The organism is Rhizobium sp. CECT 9324, from assembly GCF_918741265.1.
Lineage (GTDB): Bacteria > Pseudomonadota > Alphaproteobacteria > Rhizobiales > Rhizobiaceae > Allorhizobium.
In genome coordinates, this window is record NZ_CAKKMZ010000001.1 from 77823 (window position 1) to 98821 (window position 20999).

Here is a 20999-nt window from a genome sequence, read left to right on the forward strand (position 1 = left end):
GCTCAGCCGACCTTGCTGGTCTTCAACAATATGCTCGATTCGGTGCTGTTGATCCCCTCGACGAGACGGATGCGGCGCAGGGTCTCGTCGAAGCCGGCGAGATCGCGATCTTCAAGTTCGGCGATGAAGTCCCAGCGGCCATTGGTGCTGTGCAGCGACTTGACCTGCGGAATACCGCGCAGTTGCTGTGCCACCCGATCGGCAAACTTGCCGACGACTTCGATCATGATGATGGCCCGCACCCCGGTCGGCTGGATTTCCCGCCCGGTCAGGATGGTGAAGGCAGCGATCGTACCATTGGCGACAAGGCGATCGATCCGGGCCGAGATTGTCGCACGCGATGCACCGGTCATTGCCGCCAGCGAAGCGACTGGAATGCGGGCATTTTGCCGAAGGGCGCTCAGAATATCGCGGTCGAGATCATCCATCGTTACACTTCGTCATCATATGGTTGCGATATGCGCAAACTATAGTGCTTTATGACGATGTTCCAGCTTTTTGCCAACACAGACATGGCGCATCATCGGGTTTCAATCATTCGCAAGGATCACCCATGGCCACGCAAACCAAAAATGTTACCCTGATCGGTGTTCCGCTCGAAGAAGGATCGGGTCGCGGCGGTTGCGCCATGGGACCGGCGGCCCTTCGCATTGCCGGCATCGCGCCGACCCTGGTCGATCTCGGCTATGTAGTCACTGACGCCGGCGACCTTCGCCCGACGCCCGCGTCCGATCTGCCGGACATGGACACGGCGAAACATCTGCCGATCGTCGGCGCCTTTACCCGCGCCATCGAGACCGCAACCTATGAGGCCGCGGCCAAGAGGTCGGTGCCGGTGCTGCTCGGTGGCGACCACAGCCTGTCGATGGGCAGCGTCTCCGGCATGGCGCGACACGCCCACGACCTTGGGCGCCCGCTCTTTGTCCTCTGGCTCGATGCCCATTCCGACTTCAATTTGCCGACGACCTCGCCATCCGGCAACATGCACGGCATGCCGGTGGCCTTCTTTTGCGGCAAGGCCGAATTTGCCCCGATCCTCGATCCGAACCGCCCGATGGTCGAGCCAAGCCATGTCTACCAGGTCGGCATACGGTCCGTGGATGACGAGGAGCGTCGGCTGATTGCGGAAAACGCGGTCAATGTCTTCGACATGCGCGCGATCGACGAGGAAGGCATGGCCGGCATCCTGAAGCGCATCCTGGAGGACGTTCGTCAGGCGGATGCGCTGCTGCATGTCAGCCTTGATGTCGATTTTCTCGATCCCGGCATCGCGCCCGGCGTTGGTACGACCGTGCCCGGCGGGGCGACGTTTCGCGAAGCCCACCTGATCATGGAGCTTCTCCACGACAGCGATCTGGTGTCCTCCCTTGATCTGGTGGAACTGAATCCGTTTCTGGACGACCGCGGACGCAGTGCCCGGGTCATGGTCGATCTCGCGGCGAGCCTGTTCGGCAAGCGCATTCTGGATCGTCCGACACGGGCCGGATAAAACAGGAATAGTAATTTCGAAGTAAGCTAATATGATCGCTTTTACGTTGTTCCGTAATGGCAGCAGGCTATACAGCCATAAAAAGCATCAAATTTGACAGACATATGATCAAAGGGCATTTGCTGTGCACAACAAACTTTGAACGTCTCTTAAGACTTGAAAGCCATAATTGGCCCCTGGAAATCGGCGGTGTTTCGATAGGAAACCGCCGATTTTATTTAAACAGCGGTCTACCCGGAGTGGGAAAATGGCATTTTTGATGACGAATACTGGGGATGCTAGATCCATCCTCGCTGCGCTGGGCCGTTCCCAGGCAATGATTGAATTCAATCCCGACGGCACAATCCTCACAGCCAATGAGAACTTCTGTCGCACGCTGGGTTACAGCCTGACTGAGATCAAGGGTAAACATCACCGCATGTTCTGCGAGCCAGCGTATGTGGCGAGCCCGGACTACCGCGAGTTCTGGGCGAGCCTTGGTCGTGGCAAGTTCGAAAGCCGCGAATACAAGCGCATCGCCAAGGACGGCTCGGATGTCTGGATCCAGGCCTCGTACAACCCGATCATGCGCGGTGGCAAGCCCTACAAGATCGTCAAGTTTGCCACTGACATCACCGCCAGCAAACAGAAGTCTGCAGAAGACGGCGGCAAACTGGAAGCAATTTCCCGCGTACAGGCAACAATCGAATTCACCCCCACCGGCGACATCCTGACCGCCAACGAAAACTTCCTGAGAACGCTCGGCTACAGCCTGAGCGAGATCGTCGGCAAGCATCATGCAATATTCTGCGAGCCGGACTACACGCGCACCGATGACTATCGCCGGTTCTGGCAGACACTGGCATCCGGCCAGTATATCGCCGAGGAATTCAAGCGTATCGGCAAGGGTGGCAAGGTCGTCTGGATCCAGGCCTCCTACAACCCGATCTTCGATGCCAATGGCCGCGTCTTCAAAGTCGTGAAATTCGCAACCGATGTGACCGAACGCGTCCGTGCCGTCGATGAACTCGCCCATGGGCTGACGGCTCTTGCCAATGGCGACCTCACGGCACGCATCGAAAATCCCTTCATGCCGGCGCTCGAGAAGATCCGCGTCGATTTCAACGCGCCGATCGAAAAGCTGCATCAGGCGATCCGCACGGTCAACGGCAATACCGAAGCCATCGCGTCCGGATCGTCCGAGATCCGCACGGCATCCGACAATCTGTCGAAGCGCACAGAACAGCAGGCGGCCGCGATCGAGGAGACAGCAACAGCGCTGGAGCAGATCACCCAGACCGTCGCGAACAGCTCCAAACGCGCGATCGAGGCGGGACAGATGGTCGGCCGGACCAAGGCCGCGGCGGAGAAATCCGGCGACGTCGTCAAGAAGGCGATCGGCGCGATGGACCAGATCGAAAACTCCTCGCGCGAGATCTCGAACATCATCGGGGTCATCGACGATATTGCCTTCCAGACCAATCTTCTGGCCCTGAATGCCGGCGTGGAAGCGGCGCGTGCTGGCGAGGCAGGCAAGGGTTTTGCCGTCGTCGCCCAGGAAGTGCGCGAACTCGCCCAGCGCTCGGCCAATGCGGCAAAAGAAATCAAGGCTCTGATTACCACCTCGTCCGGCCAGGTGAAGAACGGCGTCGATCTGGTCGGCGAGACAGGCAAGGCGCTCGAGCAGATCGTATCCGAGGTTCAGGACATCAACGTCAATGTCATCGCCATTGTCGAGGCGTCGAAGGAACAGTCGACGGGGCTCCTGGAAATCAACCGTGCGGTCAATGCGCTCGACCAGAACACCCAGCAGAATGCCGCCATGGTCGAAGAATCGACCGCAGCCAGCCACAGTCTGGCCCGTGAGGCGGCAACACTACGCAGTCTTGTCGCGCAGTTTAGAATTGGGCAACACTCTTCGCATATTATACACCAAGCGCGTCCTGATGCCCCTCCTGTTGCATCGCCGGCACGTAAACTCATGGCTCAGGTCGCTCGCGCCGCAGGCGTAGGTGCATCGGCTAAGGCACACGAAGGTTGGGAAGATTTCTAATGGCAACCACGATCAGTTCGACAAGTTTCAGCGGGGAAACCCTCGAGATCATCGCTTTCCGGCTTCATGATCAGGAATTCTGCGTCAAGACGACCACGATCCGCGAAATTCGCGGCTGGGCTCCGTCGACGCCGATCCCACATGCGCCGGCCGATGTGATTGGCGTGATGAACCTGCGCGGTTCGGTGATCCCGATCATCGATCTTGCCTACAAGCTGGGCATGAAGTCGACGGTTGCCAACGAGCGCTCGGCCATCGTCGTTGCAGAAGTGCACAACATGGTCATAGGCATGCTGGTCGACCGCGTTTCGGACATCTTGACCATTCCGTCCAGCCAGGTTCAGCCGGTGCCAGAAATCTCCGCATCCTTCGACAAGACATTCTCCGAAGGCATTATTGCCAATGAAAACGGCATGATCTGCTTCCTGAACCTCGCCAAGATGTTCAAGGGCAGCGACCTGGAAGATCTGGCCGCTTAATTGCAGGCCTTCTGCGGTTCAAGATGACGAAAAGCGGCCGATGGCCGCTTTTTGCGTTTCAGTTTGTCTGGCCAAGCGTCCTGACGCCTGCCATCAGCAGGGCTCAGGACGGCTGCATCTGCACCGGAGTGTGCGCAACAGCAGGGGCCGGACGATGGATCTTCGCGGCAGCTTCCACGACGAGCGGCAGAAACCCCTCTTCATGGGCGTCGATCATTTCAAAGAACCGCCGGCGCATGCGCACCTCCCAGAATTTGTTGATATGCAGGGCGACGCCATCCACCCGGACCTCCGCCGGTTGCGACAGAAAGAAGGTGGCGATTTGGTTGGCCATCCGCACGAGCTTTTCGTCAGTGCCGCTATGAGACATCGTGGAATACTCCCTGGATCACTTTTTCAGATCCGGTAAAAATTTCGAAATCGTCATCACGGGCAATGCCGATCAAGGTCATACCCGCCTTTTCCGCAGTACGAATGGCCAGGGCCGTTGGCGCTGAAATTGCGATCAGCATGGAACTGCCAAGTGCCGCCGTCTTCTGAACCATCTCGACAGAGAGCCGGCTGGTCACCACAACCGCCCCTTCAGCCGGCAGCCAGCCGCCGATGAGGACAGCACCCGTGAGCTTGTCGAGCGCATTGTGCCGGCCGACATCCTCGCGGATCGCGACGACCCCCTGACCCGGCACATAGAAGCCGGCGGCATGCACCGCACGCGTCTCCCGATTGAGCCTTTGCCCCTCGCCCAGAGCCCGCATCGCCTCGGCGATCTGCGCGGGCCGGAGAACGAAGCCATTGCCTGCAATCGCCGGCACGTCACGGGTCGCCTGTTCGATCGACTCGATGCCGCACAGCCCGCATCCGACCGGACCAGCCATGCGCCTGCGTCGCGAGGTCAAGGCCTCGGCGTTCTGGTCCGCCAACACGATTTGCACATCAATGCCGTCACCAGCTTCGACGGACTCGATCTCGACGATCTCGCGTACGTCTCGGATGATGCCTTCGGCGAGCGAGAACCCCACGGCAAAATCCTCAAGGTCCGCCGGCGTTGCCATCATCACCGCATGGGTGCTGCCGCCATAGGAAAAGGCAATCGGCACCTCTTCCGGTACAAGGCGGCTTGCTTCCGTCATCAGGCCTTGGCGGCTGCGGATTTCGCGGACGGCAAGGGTCACGTTTCGCACAGTCACGCTGTCAGCCCCGTCCCGCCGATGCTTTCATCCGAGCGGCCACATCGTCCAGTCGCGGGAGCCGAAGACGCTTCCATGCGTTACTCCGCAGCCTCAAGCTTACCGACGATACGGCGAGAGCGACGCGATAGTTCGTCATAGTCCTCCTGCCACTCGGTCGGCCCGTTCGACGGCGAAACCTGGACGGCGGTCACCTTGTATTCCGGGCAATTTGTCGCCCAGTCGGAGAAGTCCGTGGTGATGACATTGGCCTGCGTGTCGGGATGGTGGAAGGTGGTGTAGACCACGCCCGGCGAGACGCGATCGGTCAGCAAAGCACGCAGTGTCGTGTCCCCCGAACGGCTGGTCAGCTTGATCCAGTCGCCATCCTTGATGCCGCGCTGTTCGGCATCATGCGGATGCACTTCCAGCCGGTCCTCATCGTGCCAGACCGTGTTTTCCGTCCGCCGCGTCTGCGCACCGACATTGTACTGGGACAGGATCCGACCGGTGGTCAGAAGCAGCGGGAAGCGCGGCCCGGTGCGTTCGTCGGTCGCGACATATTCGGTGCGGATGAACTTACCCCTGCCGCGCACGAAACCATCGGTATGCATGATCGGCGAGCCTTCCGGATGCGCTTCGTTGCAGGGCCACTGCACCGATCCCATCTTCTCGAGATAGTCATAGGAGACCTTGGCAAAGCTCGGTGTGGTCGCGGCGATCTCGTCCATGATTTCGGACGGATGGCTGTAGGCCCAGTTGAGCCCCATCGCCTGGGCAAGCTTCTGCGTCACTTCCCAGTCGCTGTAGCCGTTCTTCGGGCTCATTACCTTGCGCACGCGGTTGATGCGGCGCTCGGCATTGGTGAAGGTGCCATCCTTTTCGAGGAAGGTCGAACCCGGCAGGAAGACATGCGCGTAGTTCGCCGTCTCATTGAGGAAGAGGTCATGCACGACCACACATTCCATCGCGGCGAGACCAGCCGAGACGTGTTTGGTATCCGGATCGGACTGGAGAATATCCTCGCCCTGGATGTAGATGCCCTTGAAGGTGCCATCGACGGCCGCATCGAGCATGTTGGGAATGCGAAGGCCAGGCTCGTTGCTCAGCGTCACGCCCCAAAGCTTCTCGAACGTGTCGCGCGTCGCATCGTCCGACACGTGACGGTAGCCGGGGAACTCATGCGGGAAGGAGCCCATGTCGCAGGACCCCTGGACATTGTTCTGGCCGCGCAACGGGTTCACGCCGACACCCGGACGACCGATATTGCCGGTCACCATCGAGAGGTTGGCAATTGCCATGACGGTGGTCGAGCCCTGGCTGTGTTCGGTGACGCCGAGACCGTAGTAGATCGCGCCATTGCCACCGGTCGCATAAAGACGAGCCGCACCGCGCAGGTCCGCAGCCGGAACGCCGGTGAAGGCTTCCGTCGCCTCCGGGCTGTGCTGCGGCTCGGCGACGAAGGACGCCCAGTCTTCGAATTCCGACCAGTCACACCGTTCGCGAATGAAAGCCTCGGCGAACAGACCCTCGGTCACGATGACATGCGCCATGGCGGTCATGACGGCAACATTGGTGCCAGGCTTCAGCGGCAGGTGGAACGCCGCTTCGATATGCGGGCTGCGGACGATATCGGTACGACGCGGATCGATCACGATCAGCTTTGCCCCCTGGCGCAGCCGCTTCTTCAGCCGCGAGCCGAACACCGGATGGCCATCCGTCGGATTGGCGCCAATGACCACGACCACGTCGGAATGTTCGACGCTGTCGAAATCTTGCGTGCCCGCCGACGTACCGAAGGCCTGGCCGAGGCCATAGCCTGTCGGCGAATGACAGACACGGGCGCAGGTGTCGACATTGTTGTTGCCGAAGCCGGCGCGGATCAGCTTCTGCACCAGATAGGTTTCTTCATTGGTGCAGCGCGACGAGGTGATGCCGCCGATCGCCTCGCGACCGTACTGATACTGGATGCGCTTGAACTCCGCCGCGATATGGGCAAAGGCCTCTTCCCAGGTCACTTCGCGCCAGGGGTCGGAGATGTTTTCGCGCACCATCGGATTGAGGATACGGTCCTTGTGGCTTGCGTAACCATAGGCAAACCGTCCCTTGACGCAGGAATGGCCGCGATTGGCCTTGCCGTCTTTCCACGGCACCATGCGCACCAGCTCTTCGCCACGCATTTCCGCCTTGAACGAACAGCCGACGCCGCAATAGGCGCAGGTGGTGACGACGGAATGCTCCGGCTGGCCGATGGCGATGACCGACTTCTCGGTCAGCGTGGCGGTGGGACAGGCCTGAACGCAGGCACCGCAGGAAACGCATTCGGACGATAGGAAGTCTTCATGCGCGCCAGGTGACACACGGCTGCCGAAACCACGTCCCTCGATGGTCAGCGCAAACGTACCCTGCACTTCCTCGCAGGCGCGCACGCAGCGCGAACAGACGATGCACTTGGCTGGATCATACGTGAAATACGGATTGCTCTCGTCCTTCGGCATGTAGCGGGCATTGACCTCACTACCACCGGCACCGGTTCGCGCCTTGACATGATTGTCACCTTCATAGCCGTAGCGCACATCACGCAGGCCGACGGCGCCGGCCATGTCTTGCAGCTCGCAATCGCCATTGGCAGCGCAGGTCAGACAGTCGAGCGGGTGGTCGGAGATATAAAGCTCCATCACACCCTTGCGGATCTGCTTCAGCCGCTCCGTCTGAGTATGGACGACAAGGCCGGCGGCAACCGGGGTCGTGCAGGATGCGGGCGTGCCGTTGCGGCCCTCGACCTCGACCAGACAGAGCCGGCAGGACCCGAAGGCATCGACCATGTCGGTCGCGCAGAGCTTCGGCACCTGGATGCCGGCTTCCATCGAGGCGCGCATGATCGAGGTCCCGGCGGGAACGGTGATCTCGCGACCGTCGATGGTCAGCGTGACGGTCTCGCTGGCACGCGATGCCGGCGTGCCATAGTCAATTTCCGGAACGAGACCCATCAGAAGGCTCCTTTGAAATCATTGGAAAGATTGCCCATAGTCAGTTCCCTCCAGCTTGTTTGGTCTCGGCCAGCGTATGCGCCACGAGAGCGTTGGCATGACCATGCCCCAGGCCATGCGTCTGCTTCAGCCAATTGACGATCTGCATATGCGTTAGACCGGACTGACCACGTATCAGCGCAATCCAGTGGTCGATCGGCTGCCCATAGGTCTTTTCGATCGACGGGAAGTAGGATGCGGGACCCTTGACTGTGTTCGGCTCGCTCATTCTGCCGCCTCCACCAACGGTGCCGGCGCAAAGTCGGCTGGGAAATGCTTCATCGCACTCAGCACCGGATATGGCGTGAAGCCGCCCAGCGCGCAGAGGGAGCCGAATTTCATCGTGTTGCAGAGATCGGTCAGCAGTTCCCGGTTCTTTTCCGGTTCTATGCCCTTCGCAATCCTGTCGGCCGTCTCGACACCACGCGTCGAACCGATGCGACAGGGCGTGCACTTGCCGCAGCTTTCGATGGCGCAGAATTCCATCGCAAAACGGGCCTGTTTCAGCATGTCGGCGGTATCGTCGAAGACAACGATCCCGGCATGGCCAATCAGTCCGTCGCGCGCAGCGAATGCCTCATAGTCGAAAACCGTATCGAACAATTCTCGCGGGAAATAGGCGCCGAGCGGCCCGCCGACCTGCACCGCCTTGACCGGCCGGCCAGACACCGTGCCGCCGCCGATATCATCGATCAACTGGCCGAGCGTCAGGCCGAACGCCGTCTCGTACAGGCCGCCATGTTTGATATTGCCGGCAATCTGGATCGGGATCGTGCCATGCGACCGACCAACGCCGAAATCGCGGTAGAACTGCGCCCCCTGGTCCATGATGACAGGAATGGAAGCGAGCGACATGACGTTGTTGACCACGGTCGGCTTGCCGAACAGGCCCTGCAAGGCTGGCAGCGGCGGCTTGGCGCGCACGATGCCGCGCTTGCCTTCCAGACTGTTGAGCAGCGAGGTTTCCTCGCCGCAGACATAGGCGCCCGCCCCTTCGCGCACTTCCATGTCGAAAGCGTAAGTCGAACCCAACACGGAAGCGCCAAGAATGCCGGCATTGCGGGCAATCGTGATCGCCTCGTTCATTATCGTGATCGCGTGCGGATATTCCGACCGGGTATAGACATAGCCCTTGGTCGCGCCGGTGGCGATGCCGGCAATGACCATGCCTTCGATCAGCACGAAGGGATCACCCTCCATGATCATCCGGTCGGCAAACGTACCGCTATCGCCTTCGTCGGCGTTGCAAACGATGTATTTCTGCTCCGCCTTGGCGTCAGCCACCGTCTTCCATTTGATGCCGGTTGGGAAACCCGCTCCGCCGCGACCACGGAGACCGCTATTGGTCACCTGGCTGACAATATCGGCCGGTGAAAGCGCAATCGCCTTTTCCAGGCCCTTCAGGCCCTGATAATGGCGATAGTCGTCCAGCGACAACGGATCCGTCACACCACACCGGGAGAAGGTAAGCCGTGTTTGACCCTTGAGGAACGGAATTTCCTTCGTTTCACCATGACAGAGCGGATGCACGCCACCGTTGAGAAACCCGGCATCAAACAGGCCCGGAACATCCGCTGGCGCGACCGGGCCGTAAGCGATACGGCCGGCTTCCGTGCGAACCTCGACCAGGACTTCAAGCCAGAGCATGCCGCGCGAACCGTTGCGAACGATCGCAACGTCGAGACCACGGGCAGCGGCTTCCCGCTCGATGGCCGCAGCAACGCGGTTGGCGCCGACGGCAAGAGCGGCTGAATCACGGGGGACAAAAATGGTAACGCTCATCGGCGTGCCTCCGCAACGATGTCGGTCAGACAGTGCTCGTCCAGCCTTGCATAAAGTTCATCGTCCAGCATGGCTGCCGGTGCCTGGGCACAGAGGCCGAGACAGAAAACCGGCTCGACGGTAATCGCCCCATCGGCCGTGGTCCCATGCCAGTCGATGCCCAGCCGGGACAGCAGCTTTTCTGCAAGAGGCTCGCCACCCATCGACTGGCAAGCCTCGGCGCGACAGAGTTTCAGCACATGTCGACCGGACGGATGATCGCGAAAATCGTGATAGAAGGTGACCACGCCATGCACCTCGGCGCGCGACAGATTGAGCGCCTTGGCGATGAGCGGCTTGGCACTCTCGGGAACGAAGCCGAAAACGGCCTGAATCTCGTGCAGGATCGGCAGCATCGGACCTTCCAGATGCTTCAGATCCTCAATGATCGACGAGATACGGATTGCCTCATCTTCGGCAATCGCCCGAATATTCATGTGCCAGTCCTCCCAAACCGACAAGCCATCCAGATCTTAGTGCACCGGGGCTGCCGCCTCGCATTTTCGGTGAAATACAGCGCTGACAGAAATCGCCAACGTTATCTGATGTTCAGGATGACCGTGTTGCCGGGCTCAGGTCAATGCAGCTGTTTCGTCGGTCGATAGAAAAAATCTATCGAAGGCCTGGGCCGCAACCAGCAGACGGGCCTCGTGCAGAAGGCCGGACACCAGTGGCGTATGCGGTTCGCGATGCGTCGCGACAAGCCCGACCAGGTGCTGCGCATCCGGATCGGTGATCGGTATCATCCGGATCGCCTCGGTGAACCCGAAGGATTCGGCGACGTTCCGCGGCATGATCGACGCCCATTTCCCGGTGCGGATGTGGGAGAACAGCACGATCATCGAATTGGATTCGAGCGTCGGCCTGGGTGTTACCCCCGCCTCGGCCATATGCTGGTTGATGATCCGGCGGTTCTGCATGTCGGCGGTCAGCAGACAGAGGCGGAGCTCGGCCACTTCGCTCCAGGTCACCGAATCTCGATCCGCAAGCGGCGTTCCGACAGCGGCGATCAGATGATAACGCTCGCTGTAGAGCGGCACGCTCGTTACCCGGCCCAACGGTTCATTGTCCAGATACGTGATGCCGGCATCGATCTCGAGATTTTCGAGCAGGCTCAAAACCTGCAGCGATGTGCGCGACAGGACGGAAAACGTCACATTCGGATGCCGCTGCTGAAAGGGCTCCGTCAATCGCTGGACCATCGCCAGGGCCGTCGGAATGACCGCAAGCCGGATATGCCCGGCAAGACCATGCCGCGCGGCACGCATTTCCTCGCGCAAGGTCCGCGTGTCGCCGACGATCCGGCGCGCCCATTCGAGGACCCGCTGTCCCTCCGGCGTCAGGCCCTGGTACCGTGAACCGCGCTGGACCAGCATCACGCCAAGCTGATCCTCAAGCTGACGGATGGCCGCTGACAATGTCGGCTGCGTCACGCCGCATTCCTCGGCGGCCCGGCCGAAATGCTTCTCACGGGCCAACGCTATAAAGAATTCAAGCTTGTCGATCATTGCCAGACCTTATGGGCTTTCCATGGACGCAGTTCATGCCCGAACGGATACCTCGCCAGCCGCCATGCGGCAAACACCGGCTGATTATAACCGAACAGAATCCGCCAGCCCCTTCAGGAGCGACGCGCTTCGGTTCAAGGCAGCGTGCTCCTGCTCGTCGAGATCCGGAAACAGATCCGTCATCACGCCGGCGGCGCCGATCACCCGCGGAATGGAGAGCGCCACGTCGCGAACACCGGCCACCTCCGGTGTCACGATCGACACCGACAGCACATCGCGGTGATCCTGCGCAATCGCCTTGACGATCCGGGCCAGTCCCGCGCCGATGCCGTAATAGGTCGATCCTTTGCCGTTGATGATCTTGTAGGCGGCATTGCGCACGCCATCGTCTATCGAAGCCCGAATCTCCTCCGTCAGAGGGTGATCGACCTGCTCGGCAAACGAATGAAGCGAAACCGATCCAGCCCGTGCACTCGACCAGGCCAGAACTTCGCTGTCGCCGTGTTCGCCCAGCACATAGGCGTGGACAGATTGCGGCGAAATGCCGAGATGCCGACCGATCAGGCTGCGAAAACGTGCCGTGTCGAGGATCGTGCCGGACCCGATGACGCGCTGAGGTTGAAGACCGGAAATGCGCGTGGTGATCTGGGTCATGATGTCGACGGGATTGGACGCGATCAACAGGATCGCCTCGGGTACAACCGGCAGCACCTCGCTCAACACCGCGCGAAACACGGCGGCGTTGCGCTCCAGCAGTTCCAGGCGCGTCTCGCCAGGCTTCTGGCTGACACCGGCGGCGAGAATGACGACGCCCGCCCCCTCCAGATCCTTGTAGCCGCCGGCATTCACCGTCGTCGACGACATGAAGGGAACCGCATGCGAGATATCCTCCGCCTGGGCAAGCGCTAAGGCACTATTCTGGTCGATCAGGACGATCTCGCTGGCAATGCCCATCAGCGCCAGGGCATAACCCGCCGAACTGCCGACCATGCCGGCACCCACGATTCCGACTTTCATGCGCCAACCTCCCTGTTGTTGCGAACGACGACCCGCAGACTATCTCAACGGCTGCCCCGTTGCATTCAATTGCATTCGACAATCAGGGATGAAAAACGCCGAAACTGGGTGACGGGCGCGCTCCGTCTCTGCTTATATGATTCGGAACAAACCTTTGCGACGGCAGGAAGACAGGAACGATCATGCGAAAATTGCCGGCGCTTTCGGCCATGAAAGTGTTCGAAGTGGTCGGGCAGACCCGCAGCTTCACCCGCGCGGCCGACCGGTTGAACCTCACCCAGAGCGCCGTCAGCCGCCAGGTCCGCAATCTCGAAGAGCAGCTCGGCGAAACCCTGGTGATTCGCAAGCATCACCACCTCGAGCTGACGCCGTCCGGCGTCGAGCTTCTGGCGACCCTGCAGCAGGCCTTTCACAATGTCGAACTTGCCGTGCGCGGCATCATGGAAAAGAGCAACCAGCGCAGGTTGCGCATCAATGTGCCGCCGACCTTTGCCAAGCGCTGGCTGATGCCGAGACTGGCTAGCCTGCGGGCGTTCATGCCCGACATCGAGATCAGCATCACCACCGAACTGCAAGATAGCCTCGCAGAACGCAGCATTCTCGATTGCGCCATCCGCTTCGGCGACGGTGAATGGCCGATGCTGAAATCGCAACTGCTGATGACCGAGCGCCATATCGCCGTCTGTGCACCGCATTTGTTGCGCGCAAAGCCGGACGGCCAGCCGACCGATCTGTCCGACCTGACATTTCTGCATGTTCTCGCTTCCGCCGACCAGCGCTACCTGACATGGCAGCGCTGGCTGGATGCCGCCGATCTCAGTCATACCAGCACCCGCGGCGGACTGGAATTCGACCTGCTGGATATGGCCGTTGAGGCAGCATGCAACGGGCTTGGCGTTGCCGTCGCAGACCGTTTCATGGTGCAGTCCCTCATCCGTTCCGGCCAATTGACTCAGGTCATGGATGTCGAGGTCGAGGGTCATGAATCCTATTGGCTGGTCACCCGCGCCGAACAACCGGAGAGCGCCAATGCCTCGGCGTTTCGCCAATGGCTGACGACAGAGCTGGGCACGGATTGAAACATTCCATTTTGGAATGATTAGCCCGACAATAACTCGCTTGCGAAGCCGGCATCTGCGGCCCCTACTTGGCGACAGTATCGCTGCAGGAGATGGCCATGACCGAGTATCGCAATTTCATTGGCGGCCGTTTCGTCGAGCTGGAAAGCCGCCCCGTAATCGAAGTTCGCAACCCTACAGACGGCGACGTTTTTGCGTCGGTTCCCGCCGCTACGGAAGCGGATGTCATCTCAGCGGTCAATCATGCAGCAGCGGCGCAGAAAAGCTGGGGCAGACTGCCCGCGATCGAGCGCGGCAATGTCATGCGCCGGCTGGCGGACGCAATCGAGCGCAATGCCGGCAAGATCGGCGAGGCGCTTGCCCGCGAAAGCGGCAAAAGCCTCGCAGATGCGACCGCCGAAGCCATCTACGGTGTCGAGTTGATGCGCTATCATGCCGAATGGGCTCGCCGTGTCGAAGGCGAAGTGATCGAGAGCGACACGCCGGACGAGACGCTGATGCTGAAACGTGCGCCGATCGGCGTGGTCGCCTGTCTCATCCCGTTCAATTTTCCGATCTACACGCTCGTGCGCAAGATTGCCCCGGCCCTGATCACCGGCAATGCGGTGGTCGTGCGCCCGAGCAACACTACGCCGACCTCCGCCTTCGTTTTTGCCGAGGCTCTGCTCGAAGCCGATTTGCCGACCGGCCTCGTCAACATCATGACCATGAGCCACGACGTAGCCGAAGTGATGTGCACACGGCCGCAGGTGGGTATGATCACGCTGACCGGCAGCGTCGTCGCCGGCCAGACCGTGTTGAAATACTGCAAGACCAACATCGCAAAGCCTTCATTGGAACTCGGCGGCAAGACACCGGTGATCGTCGAGCCCGATGCCGATCTGGATGCGGTGACCCGCATGGTGCTGGCAGCCAAGACTGCCCATTGCGGCCAGGTTTGCACCTCCGTCGAACGTCTCTATGTGCATCAATCGGTGCACGAGGATCTGCTTGTCAGATTGCGCATCGCATTCCATGACCGCCGGTATGGCGATCGCGGCAAAAGCCCGGATGCGATGGGGCCGCTGGCCAATGCGGCTGCACGCCTGCGCGTCCATCACATGGTCGAACGGGCAAGAGCGGACGGCGCGATCATCGAGACGGGCGGCTTCGTGCCCGCCGGCGAGGGCTATTTCTATCCGCCGACTTTGCTCTCGCACTGCCGCCACGACATGGAAATCGTCCGCGAAGAAGTCTTTGGCCCAGTTCTCGCCGTCATCCCATACGACGAATTCGACGACGCCCTTGCCATGGCCAGCGACCACCAGTTCGGCCTCGCCTCGGTGCTGTTTTCCGAAAACTATCGCAAGGTGATGAAGGCCGCGAACGAGATCGAGGCCGGCGAACTCTACATCAACCGCTTCCCGGCCGATCCCTATCAGGGCTACCACGCCGGATGGAAACGATCGGGCCTCGGCGGCGACGATGGCAAGCACGGCATGCTGGAATTCACCCAGACCCGCCTCGTGATCCTGAAACATTAGGCGAGACCCACAAGCACAGACCCTCAACCACCGCACAATGCCAACACCCAAAATCCAGGAAACATCCATGAAGATCGCGTCGTTGAACACTTACGTCGTCGCCGTCCCGCCACCGCATGTCGGTGGCATGTACTGGATCTTCGTCGAACTGGAGACGGCCTGCGGCATCAGGGGCATCGGCGAGATCTACGCGACGTCCTTCCATCCCACCGCCCTGGTACCGCTGATCGACGATGTCTTCCAGCGTTATCTGGAAGGCCATGATCCGCACCAGATCGAGCGATTCTGGCGCGCTGCCTATTCGAGCGGCTTCACCCAGCGTCCCGACCCAACGATGATGGGCATAGTGTCCGGCCTGGAAATCGCCTGCTGGGACATCATCGGCAAGGCGGCTGGCCGGCCGGTCGCCGATCTGCTCGGCGGCACCGTGCACGAAAAGCTGCGCGCCTATACCTATCTCTACCCGAAGAATGCGGCCGGCGACTACGACTACAATGACATCGACCTGGCGGCTGACGAAGCCGTGCGCATGGTCGAGATGGGCTTTACCGCGCTGAAGTTCGATCCCGCCGGTCCCTACACCAACTATTCCGGCCATCAATTGTCACTGGGGGTCATGGACCGCTGCGAAGAGTTCTGCGCCCGGATCCGGCAAGCTGTCGGCAGCCGTGCCGATATCCTCTTCGGCACCCACGGCCAGATGGTACCGTCCTCAGCAATCCGATTGGCAAAGCGGCTGGAAAAATACGATCCGATGTGGTTCGAGGAACCGGTACCGCCGGGCCAGGAAGCCGCCATGGCGGAAGTCGCCCGCGCCACCTCGATCCCGGTCTCGACCGGTGAGCGGCTGACGACCAAATACGAATTCCAGCGCGTGCTGCTTGAGGGTGCCGCCTCCATTCTGCAGATGAACGTCGCCCGCGTCGGCGGCCTGCTGGAGGCCAAAAAGATCGCCGGCATGGCCGAGACCTTCTATGCCCAGATCGCGCCGCATCTCTACAATGGACCGGTGGGCGCCGCTGCCAGCATCCAGCTCTCGGCGGCAACGCCGAACTTCCTCATCCACGAAGCCATCATCGATTTTGGCGGCTTCCATGGCGAGGTCCTGAAGACGAAGCTGGCCTTTGACGACGGATACCTGATCCCGTCGCGCGAGCCAGGCTTGGGCATCGAACTTGATCTCGCCGTGGTCAAACGGCATTCGCCCTACACCGGCGATCGCCTGCACCTGCAGATGGCGGCAGAGCACGCCGACGTCAAAGCCTTCGCGCCGGCAAAAGGCTGAACATCCGTCATGATCTACGATTTTGTCATTGTCGGCGCCGGCTCGGCCGGCTGCATTCTGGCCAGCCGCCTGAGCGAGAGCGGACGCTACAGCGTTCTTCTCATCGAGGCCGGCGGCAAGGATGACAGCTTCTGGTTCAAGATCCCGGTGGGCTACGCCAAGAGCTACTACAATCCCAAGGTCAACTGGATGTATTCGACCGAACCGGAGGCCGCACTGGCCGACCGCCGGATCTACGTGCCACGCGGCAAGGTCCAGGGCGGCTCCGGTTCGATCAACGCCATGGTCTATGTCCGCGGTGCCCCAGCCGATTTCGACGACTGGGCAGCCGCCGGCAATCCCGGTTGGTCAGCGGACGACGTGCTCCCCTATTTCAAGGCGCTGGAGACCCATCGCAACGGCCCCTCCGACTATCATGGCGACAGGGGCCTGATCCATGTGACGCCGATGCGCGGCAGCACGCATGCTGTCAGCGACGCGTTTCTGGAGGCCTGTCAGGAACTCGGCCTGCCCGCCAATCCCGACTTCAACGGCCGCGATATCGAGGGTGCGGGCGTCTATGACATCAATACGCGCAACGGCCAGAGATCGCATTCCAGCGCCGAGTATCTGCGGCCTGCCTTGAAGCGGCACAATCTCGCAATCGAGCGGCATGCCTTTGCCCAACGGCTGATCCTCTCGGCCGACGGACGGGTGGAGGCAGTCGAAGTCCGGCAACACGGTACCCTGCGGACGTTCAGCGCGAGGCGCGAAGTAATCCTCGCCGCTGGCGCCGTTGATACGCCAAAGCTGATGCAGCTCTCGGGTCTTGGCGACGGAGCGTTGCTCTTTTCCCATGGCATCACGACACGTCGGCATCTGCCGGCAGTCGGTCGAAACCTTCAGGACCATCTCTGCGCCAGCTTCTACTATCGCGCCAACCGTCCGACATTGAACGGCACCTTTGCCAGCCTGTTTGGCCAGGCAGCGCTCGGGCTGCAGTATCTCCTGACGCGCCGCGGACCTTTCGCAATGAGCGTCAACCAGGCGGGCGGCTTCTTTCGCGGCGACGCCGATGAGACCCGGCCGAATATCCAACTCTATTTCAATCCGCTGTCCTACCGCATCCCCGTCAATCCGCGGGCGGGGCTGGCGCCTGAGCCCTATCCCGGCTTCCTCATCGCCTTCAATTCCTGCAGGCCCACCAGCCGGGGCACGATCACCATCGGATCGAATGCGCCGGACGCGGCGCCACTGATCCGGCCGAACTATCTCTCCACCGACAGGGATATTGCCGACGTCATTCAGGGTAGCCACCTGGTGAGACGCATAGCAGCCGCGCCCGCGCTCGCCTCGCTGATCGAGGAGGAAGTGTCTCCGTCTTCGACGGTCAACAGCGATGAACAACTACTCGGCTATTTCCGTCAAAACAGCGGGTCGATCTACCATCTCTGCGGCAGTTGCGCGATGGGGCCGGACGCCCAAACGTCCGTGGTCGACACGCGCCTGCGGGTCCATGGCGTGCCCGGTCTCAGGATCGTCGATGCATCGATCTTTCCGAACGTCACCGCCGGCAACATCAATGCGCCGACGATGATGGTCGCGGAGAAGGGGGCCGCGATGATCCTCGAGGACGCGCGGTAGCATCGACAAAGCGACCAAAGAAAAAGCCGAGTGTCTCGCGACGCTCGGCTTTCCGGATTTCATTTTTTCGCAACCGGTCTGGAGGGCCTCGATTCGCCCTCGGCCTCAGCCTTTCAGGCGGCGACCAGAATACCATTCAGGTTGGTCAACTCGCCGAGATAATGCTCGAGGCGGCTGCGATGTTCGTGATGGTCAACCGACTCCAGCTCCTTGCGGGCCTCATCGATGCGCTTGCTCAGCGTGTCCGGCGTTACCTCCGAGAGGGGCACAGCGGATTCGGCAAGCAAAGTGCAGCCGGTCGGGAGAACGTCGGCGAAACCGCCGAAAACCACGTATTTGGTGACCTGGCCCGAAGCGAGCTTCACCGAGACAACACCCGGCTTGATCGTGGTCATGGTCGGCGCATGATTGGCCATGACGGTCATTTCGCCTTCGGTAGCCGGGATCACCACTTCGCTGACCATTTCGGACAACAAGAGGCGCTCGGGCGAAACGAGTTCAAAACTGAAATTGTCGGCCATGGTCGTTCACTTCTCTAATGGAAAGAGGCGCGGCACGCAGGATGACCCCGCGTGCCGCCGATCCTAACTTAAGCGGCTTCGGCAGCCAGCTTCTTTGCCTTTTCGATGGCTTCTTCCATCGAACCGACCATATAGAAGGCGGCTTCCGGAAGGTGGTCGTAGTCGCCGTTGACCAGGCCCTTGAAGCCCTTGATCGTGTCTTCGAGTGCCACCAGCTTGCCCGGCGAACCGGTGAAGACTTCGGCGACGAAGAACGGCTGCGACAGGAAGCGTTCGATCTTACGAGCGCGGGCAACGGCCAGACGGTCTTCTTCCGACAGTTCGTCCATGCCGAGGATGGCGATGATATCCTGGAGAGCCTTGTAGCGCTGCAGGGTCGACTGAACCTTACGAGCGACTTCGTAGTGCTCTTCGCCGACGATCATCGGGTCGAGCATGCGCGAGGTGGAGTCGAGCGGGTCAACAGCCGGGTAGATCCCCTTTTCGGCGATCGAGCGCGACAGAACCGTCGTTGCGTCCAGGTGGGCGAACGAGGTGGCCGGCGCCGGGTCGGTCAAGTCGTCGGCGGGAACGTAGATGGCCTGAACCGAGGTGATCGAGCCCTTGGTAGTGGTGGTGATGCGTTCCTGCATCTGACCCATGTCGGTGGCCAGCGTCGGCTGGTAACCAACGGCCGACGGGATACGGCCGAGCAGAGCCGACACTTCGGAACCTGCCTGGGTGAAGCGGAAGATGTTGTCGACGAAGAACAGAACGTCCTGGCCTTTGTCGCGGAAGTCCTCAGCGATCGTCAGACCGGTGAGAGCAACGCGAGCACGGGCGCCCGGAGGCTCGTTCATCTGACCGTAAACGAGGGCTGCCTTCGAGCCTTCGCCACCGCCGAGCTTGTTCACGCCCGACTCGATCATTTCGTGATAGAGGTCGTTGCCTTCGCGGGTGCGCTCGCCAACACCGGCAAATACCGAGTAGCCACCGTGCGCCTTGGCGACGTTGTTGATCAGTTCCATGATCAGAACGGTCTTGCCAACGCCGGCGCCGCCGAACAGGCCGATCTTGCCGCCCTTGGCGTAAGGCGCCAGAAGGTCGACGACCTTGATGCCGGTGACCAGGATCTGCGCGTCGGTCGACTGCTCGACATAGGACGGTGCTTCCTGGTGGATGGCGCGCTTGCCGGACGTAACCAGCGGACCAGCTTCGTCGACCGGCTCGCCGATGACGTTCATGATGCGGCCGAGCGTTTCCGGACCAACCGGAACGGTGATCGGAGCACCGGTATCGGAAACCGGCTGACCGCGAACCAAACCTTCGGTCGAGTCCATGGCGATCGTGCGGACCTGGTTTTCACCGAGGTGCTGCGCCACTTCCAGAACCAGGCGGTTGCCGCCATTGGTGGTTTCGAGCGCGTTCAGGATCGAGGGCAGTTCACCTTCGAACGATACGTCGACGACAGCGCCGATGACCTGCGTCACCTTGCCAGCTGCGGTAGATTTGGGGGTAGCTGCCTTAGCCATAATTCTTACCCTCTTTCCTTAACCTCAGAGCGCTTCCGCGCCCGCAATGATTTCGATGAGCTCGGTGGTGATCTGAGCCTGGCGCTGGCGGTTGTAGCTCAGCGTCAGCTTGTTGATCATTTCACCGGCGTTGCGTGTCGCATTGTCCATGGCGCTCATCTTGGCGCCCATTTCACCAGCGACATTTTCGAGCAGGGCCCGGAAGACCTGAACCGAGATATTGCGCGGGATGAGATCCGCGAGGATCGCAGCCGCATCCGGCTCGTATTCATACAACGCCGAAGCACCATCCTGTGCATCAACGTCAGGTGCGGCAGCCGGAATGAGCTGCATCGCAGTCGGGATCTGGCTGATGACCGACTTGAATTCGGAATAGAACAGCGTGCAGACGTCGAACTCGCCGCGCTCGAACATGCCGATGATCTTGCGACCGATGGCATCCGCATCGGCAAAACCGATACGCTTGACTTCGCGCAGATCCGTACGCTCAACAATGATCGAACCGAATTCGCGGCGAAGGCTGTCGAAGCCCTTCTTGCCGACGCAGAAGATCTTGACCGTCTTGCCGGCGGCCAGAAGCTTGTGCGCATGGTCACGGGCGAAACGGGAAATCTGCGAATTGAAACCGCCGCAAAGGCCACGCTCGGCAGTGCAGACGACGAGCAGATGCACATCGTCCTTGCCGGTGCCAGCCATCAGACGCGGCACGCTATCGTCCGTGCCGACCGCCTGGGCGATATTGGCAAGAACGATACCCATGCGCTGCGAATACGGCCGAGCAGCCTCGGCCGCCTCCTGCGCACGACGCAGTTTCGCCGCGGCGACCATTTTCATCGCCTTGGTGATTTTCTGCGTCGCCTTGACGGAGGCGATCCGGTTTTTCAGATCCTTAAGTGAAGGCATCCGTTATCCGTCC

Annotated in this window: 19 protein-coding genes; 7 read left to right on the forward strand and 12 right to left on the reverse strand. The window is 60.8% G+C overall.

Translation table 11 applies throughout. The features are described from left to right. Nucleotides 1–2: 2 nt before the first annotated feature. Nucleotides 3–428, reverse strand: coding sequence for an Lrp/AsnC family transcriptional regulator (locus LQ231_RS00415; protein ID WP_113142626.1), 426 nt, complete (start codon nucleotides 426–428; stop codon nucleotides 3–5). A 125-nt stretch (nucleotides 429–553) separates the two neighbouring features. Between LQ231_RS00415 and rocF the strand changes: the two genes are divergently transcribed. From rocF to LQ231_RS00430, 3 genes are all read left to right on the forward strand, one after another. Then, on the forward strand, nucleotides 554–1489 hold the full coding sequence (gene rocF / locus LQ231_RS00420) for an arginase (RefSeq protein WP_230169860.1): 936 nt from the start codon (nucleotides 554–556) through the stop codon (nucleotides 1487–1489). Nucleotides 1490–1736: 247 nt separating this feature from the next. After that, nucleotides 1737–3521, forward strand: a complete 1785-nt coding sequence (locus tag LQ231_RS00425; RefSeq protein ID WP_230169861.1) for a methyl-accepting chemotaxis protein — start codon at nucleotides 1737–1739, stop codon at nucleotides 3519–3521. Continuing rightward, on the forward strand, nucleotides 3521–4000 hold the full coding sequence (locus LQ231_RS00430) for a chemotaxis protein CheW (RefSeq protein ID WP_007601301.1): 480 nt from the start codon (nucleotides 3521–3523) through the stop codon (nucleotides 3998–4000). The genes LQ231_RS00425 and LQ231_RS00430 overlap by 1 nt, the downstream gene beginning before the upstream one ends. A gap of 103 nt (nucleotides 4001–4103) precedes the next feature. Here the strand turns inward: LQ231_RS00430 and LQ231_RS00435 are convergent, their stop codons facing one another. From LQ231_RS00435 to LQ231_RS00470, 8 genes are all read right to left on the reverse strand, one after another. Then, a complete protein-coding gene (locus tag LQ231_RS00435) occupies nucleotides 4104–4370 on the reverse strand; it encodes a formate dehydrogenase subunit delta (protein WP_113142629.1) in 267 nt (88 codons plus the stop codon). Then, nucleotides 4360–5130, reverse strand: a complete 771-nt coding sequence (gene fdhD / locus LQ231_RS00440) for a formate dehydrogenase accessory sulfurtransferase FdhD (protein ID WP_230173192.1) — start codon at nucleotides 5128–5130, stop codon at nucleotides 4360–4362. Before fdhD ends, LQ231_RS00435 begins: the two co-directional genes overlap by 11 nt. 137 nt (nucleotides 5131–5267) lie before the next feature. Further along, complete coding sequence (gene fdhF / locus LQ231_RS00445; protein WP_230169862.1) at nucleotides 5268–8156, reverse strand: formate dehydrogenase subunit alpha; 2889 nt, start codon at nucleotides 8154–8156, stop codon at nucleotides 5268–5270. 40 nt (nucleotides 8157–8196) lie between these two features. Then, the gene (locus LQ231_RS00450) at nucleotides 8197–8424 is read right to left on the reverse strand and encodes a DUF4287 domain-containing protein (RefSeq protein ID WP_230169863.1); all 228 of its coding nucleotides are present in this window, start codon (nucleotides 8422–8424) and stop codon (nucleotides 8197–8199) included. Continuing rightward, nucleotides 8421–9977, reverse strand: a complete 1557-nt coding sequence (locus LQ231_RS00455) for an NADH-quinone oxidoreductase subunit NuoF (RefSeq protein ID WP_230169864.1) — start codon at nucleotides 9975–9977, stop codon at nucleotides 8421–8423. The genes LQ231_RS00450 and LQ231_RS00455 overlap by 4 nt, the downstream gene beginning before the upstream one ends. Further along, nucleotides 9974–10453 (reverse strand): formate dehydrogenase subunit gamma, encoded by a 480-nt coding sequence (locus LQ231_RS00460; RefSeq protein WP_113142634.1) that lies wholly within the window; start codon nucleotides 10451–10453, stop codon nucleotides 9974–9976. The genes LQ231_RS00455 and LQ231_RS00460 overlap by 4 nt, the downstream gene beginning before the upstream one ends. Before the next feature lie 135 nt (nucleotides 10454–10588). Next, entirely contained in the window at nucleotides 10589–11524 is a 936-nt protein-coding gene (locus LQ231_RS00465; RefSeq protein ID WP_113142635.1) for a LysR family transcriptional regulator, read from the reverse strand. A gap of 84 nt (nucleotides 11525–11608) precedes the next feature. Then, nucleotides 11609–12541 (reverse strand): L-lactate dehydrogenase, encoded by a 933-nt coding sequence (locus LQ231_RS00470; protein WP_230169865.1) that lies wholly within the window; start codon nucleotides 12539–12541, stop codon nucleotides 11609–11611. Nucleotides 12542–12723: 182 nt separating this feature from the next. Here LQ231_RS00470 and LQ231_RS00475 point away from each other — a divergent pair, with 182 nt between their 5' ends. The 4 genes from LQ231_RS00475 to LQ231_RS00490 all read left to right on the forward strand — a co-directional run bounded on the left by LQ231_RS00475 (nucleotide 12724) and on the right by LQ231_RS00490 (nucleotide 18051). Beyond that, nucleotides 12724–13620, forward strand: a complete 897-nt coding sequence (locus LQ231_RS00475) for a LysR substrate-binding domain-containing protein (RefSeq protein ID WP_230169866.1) — start codon at nucleotides 12724–12726, stop codon at nucleotides 13618–13620. 98 nt (nucleotides 13621–13718) lie between these two features. After that, complete coding sequence (locus LQ231_RS00480; protein ID WP_230169867.1) at nucleotides 13719–15143, forward strand: aldehyde dehydrogenase family protein; 1425 nt, start codon at nucleotides 13719–13721, stop codon at nucleotides 15141–15143. Between the two features lie 67 nt (nucleotides 15144–15210). Continuing rightward, the gene (locus tag LQ231_RS00485) at nucleotides 15211–16428 is read left to right on the forward strand and encodes a mandelate racemase/muconate lactonizing enzyme family protein (protein WP_230169868.1); all 1218 of its coding nucleotides are present in this window, start codon (nucleotides 15211–15213) and stop codon (nucleotides 16426–16428) included. 9 nt (nucleotides 16429–16437) lie between these two features. Then, the gene (locus tag LQ231_RS00490; protein ID WP_230169869.1) at nucleotides 16438–18051 is read left to right on the forward strand and encodes a GMC family oxidoreductase N-terminal domain-containing protein; all 1614 of its coding nucleotides are present in this window, start codon (nucleotides 16438–16440) and stop codon (nucleotides 18049–18051) included. Between the two features lie 113 nt (nucleotides 18052–18164). On the opposite strand, the gene LQ231_RS00495 is transcribed toward LQ231_RS00490, so the two are convergent. The 3 genes from LQ231_RS00495 to LQ231_RS00505 all read right to left on the reverse strand — a co-directional run bounded on the left by LQ231_RS00495 (nucleotide 18165) and on the right by LQ231_RS00505 (nucleotide 20986). Beyond that, nucleotides 18165–18572: a F0F1 ATP synthase subunit epsilon gene (locus LQ231_RS00495; protein WP_113142641.1), complete on the reverse strand. Its 408-nt coding sequence runs from the start codon at nucleotides 18570–18572 to the stop codon at nucleotides 18165–18167. Between the two features lie 68 nt (nucleotides 18573–18640). Further along, on the reverse strand, nucleotides 18641–20083 hold the full coding sequence (gene atpD / locus LQ231_RS00500; protein ID WP_007605203.1) for a F0F1 ATP synthase subunit beta: 1443 nt from the start codon (nucleotides 20081–20083) through the stop codon (nucleotides 18641–18643). 24 nt (nucleotides 20084–20107) lie between these two features. Further along, the gene (locus tag LQ231_RS00505; protein ID WP_230169870.1) at nucleotides 20108–20986 is read right to left on the reverse strand and encodes a F0F1 ATP synthase subunit gamma; all 879 of its coding nucleotides are present in this window, start codon (nucleotides 20984–20986) and stop codon (nucleotides 20108–20110) included. Between the last annotated feature and the right edge of the window lie 13 nt (nucleotides 20987–20999).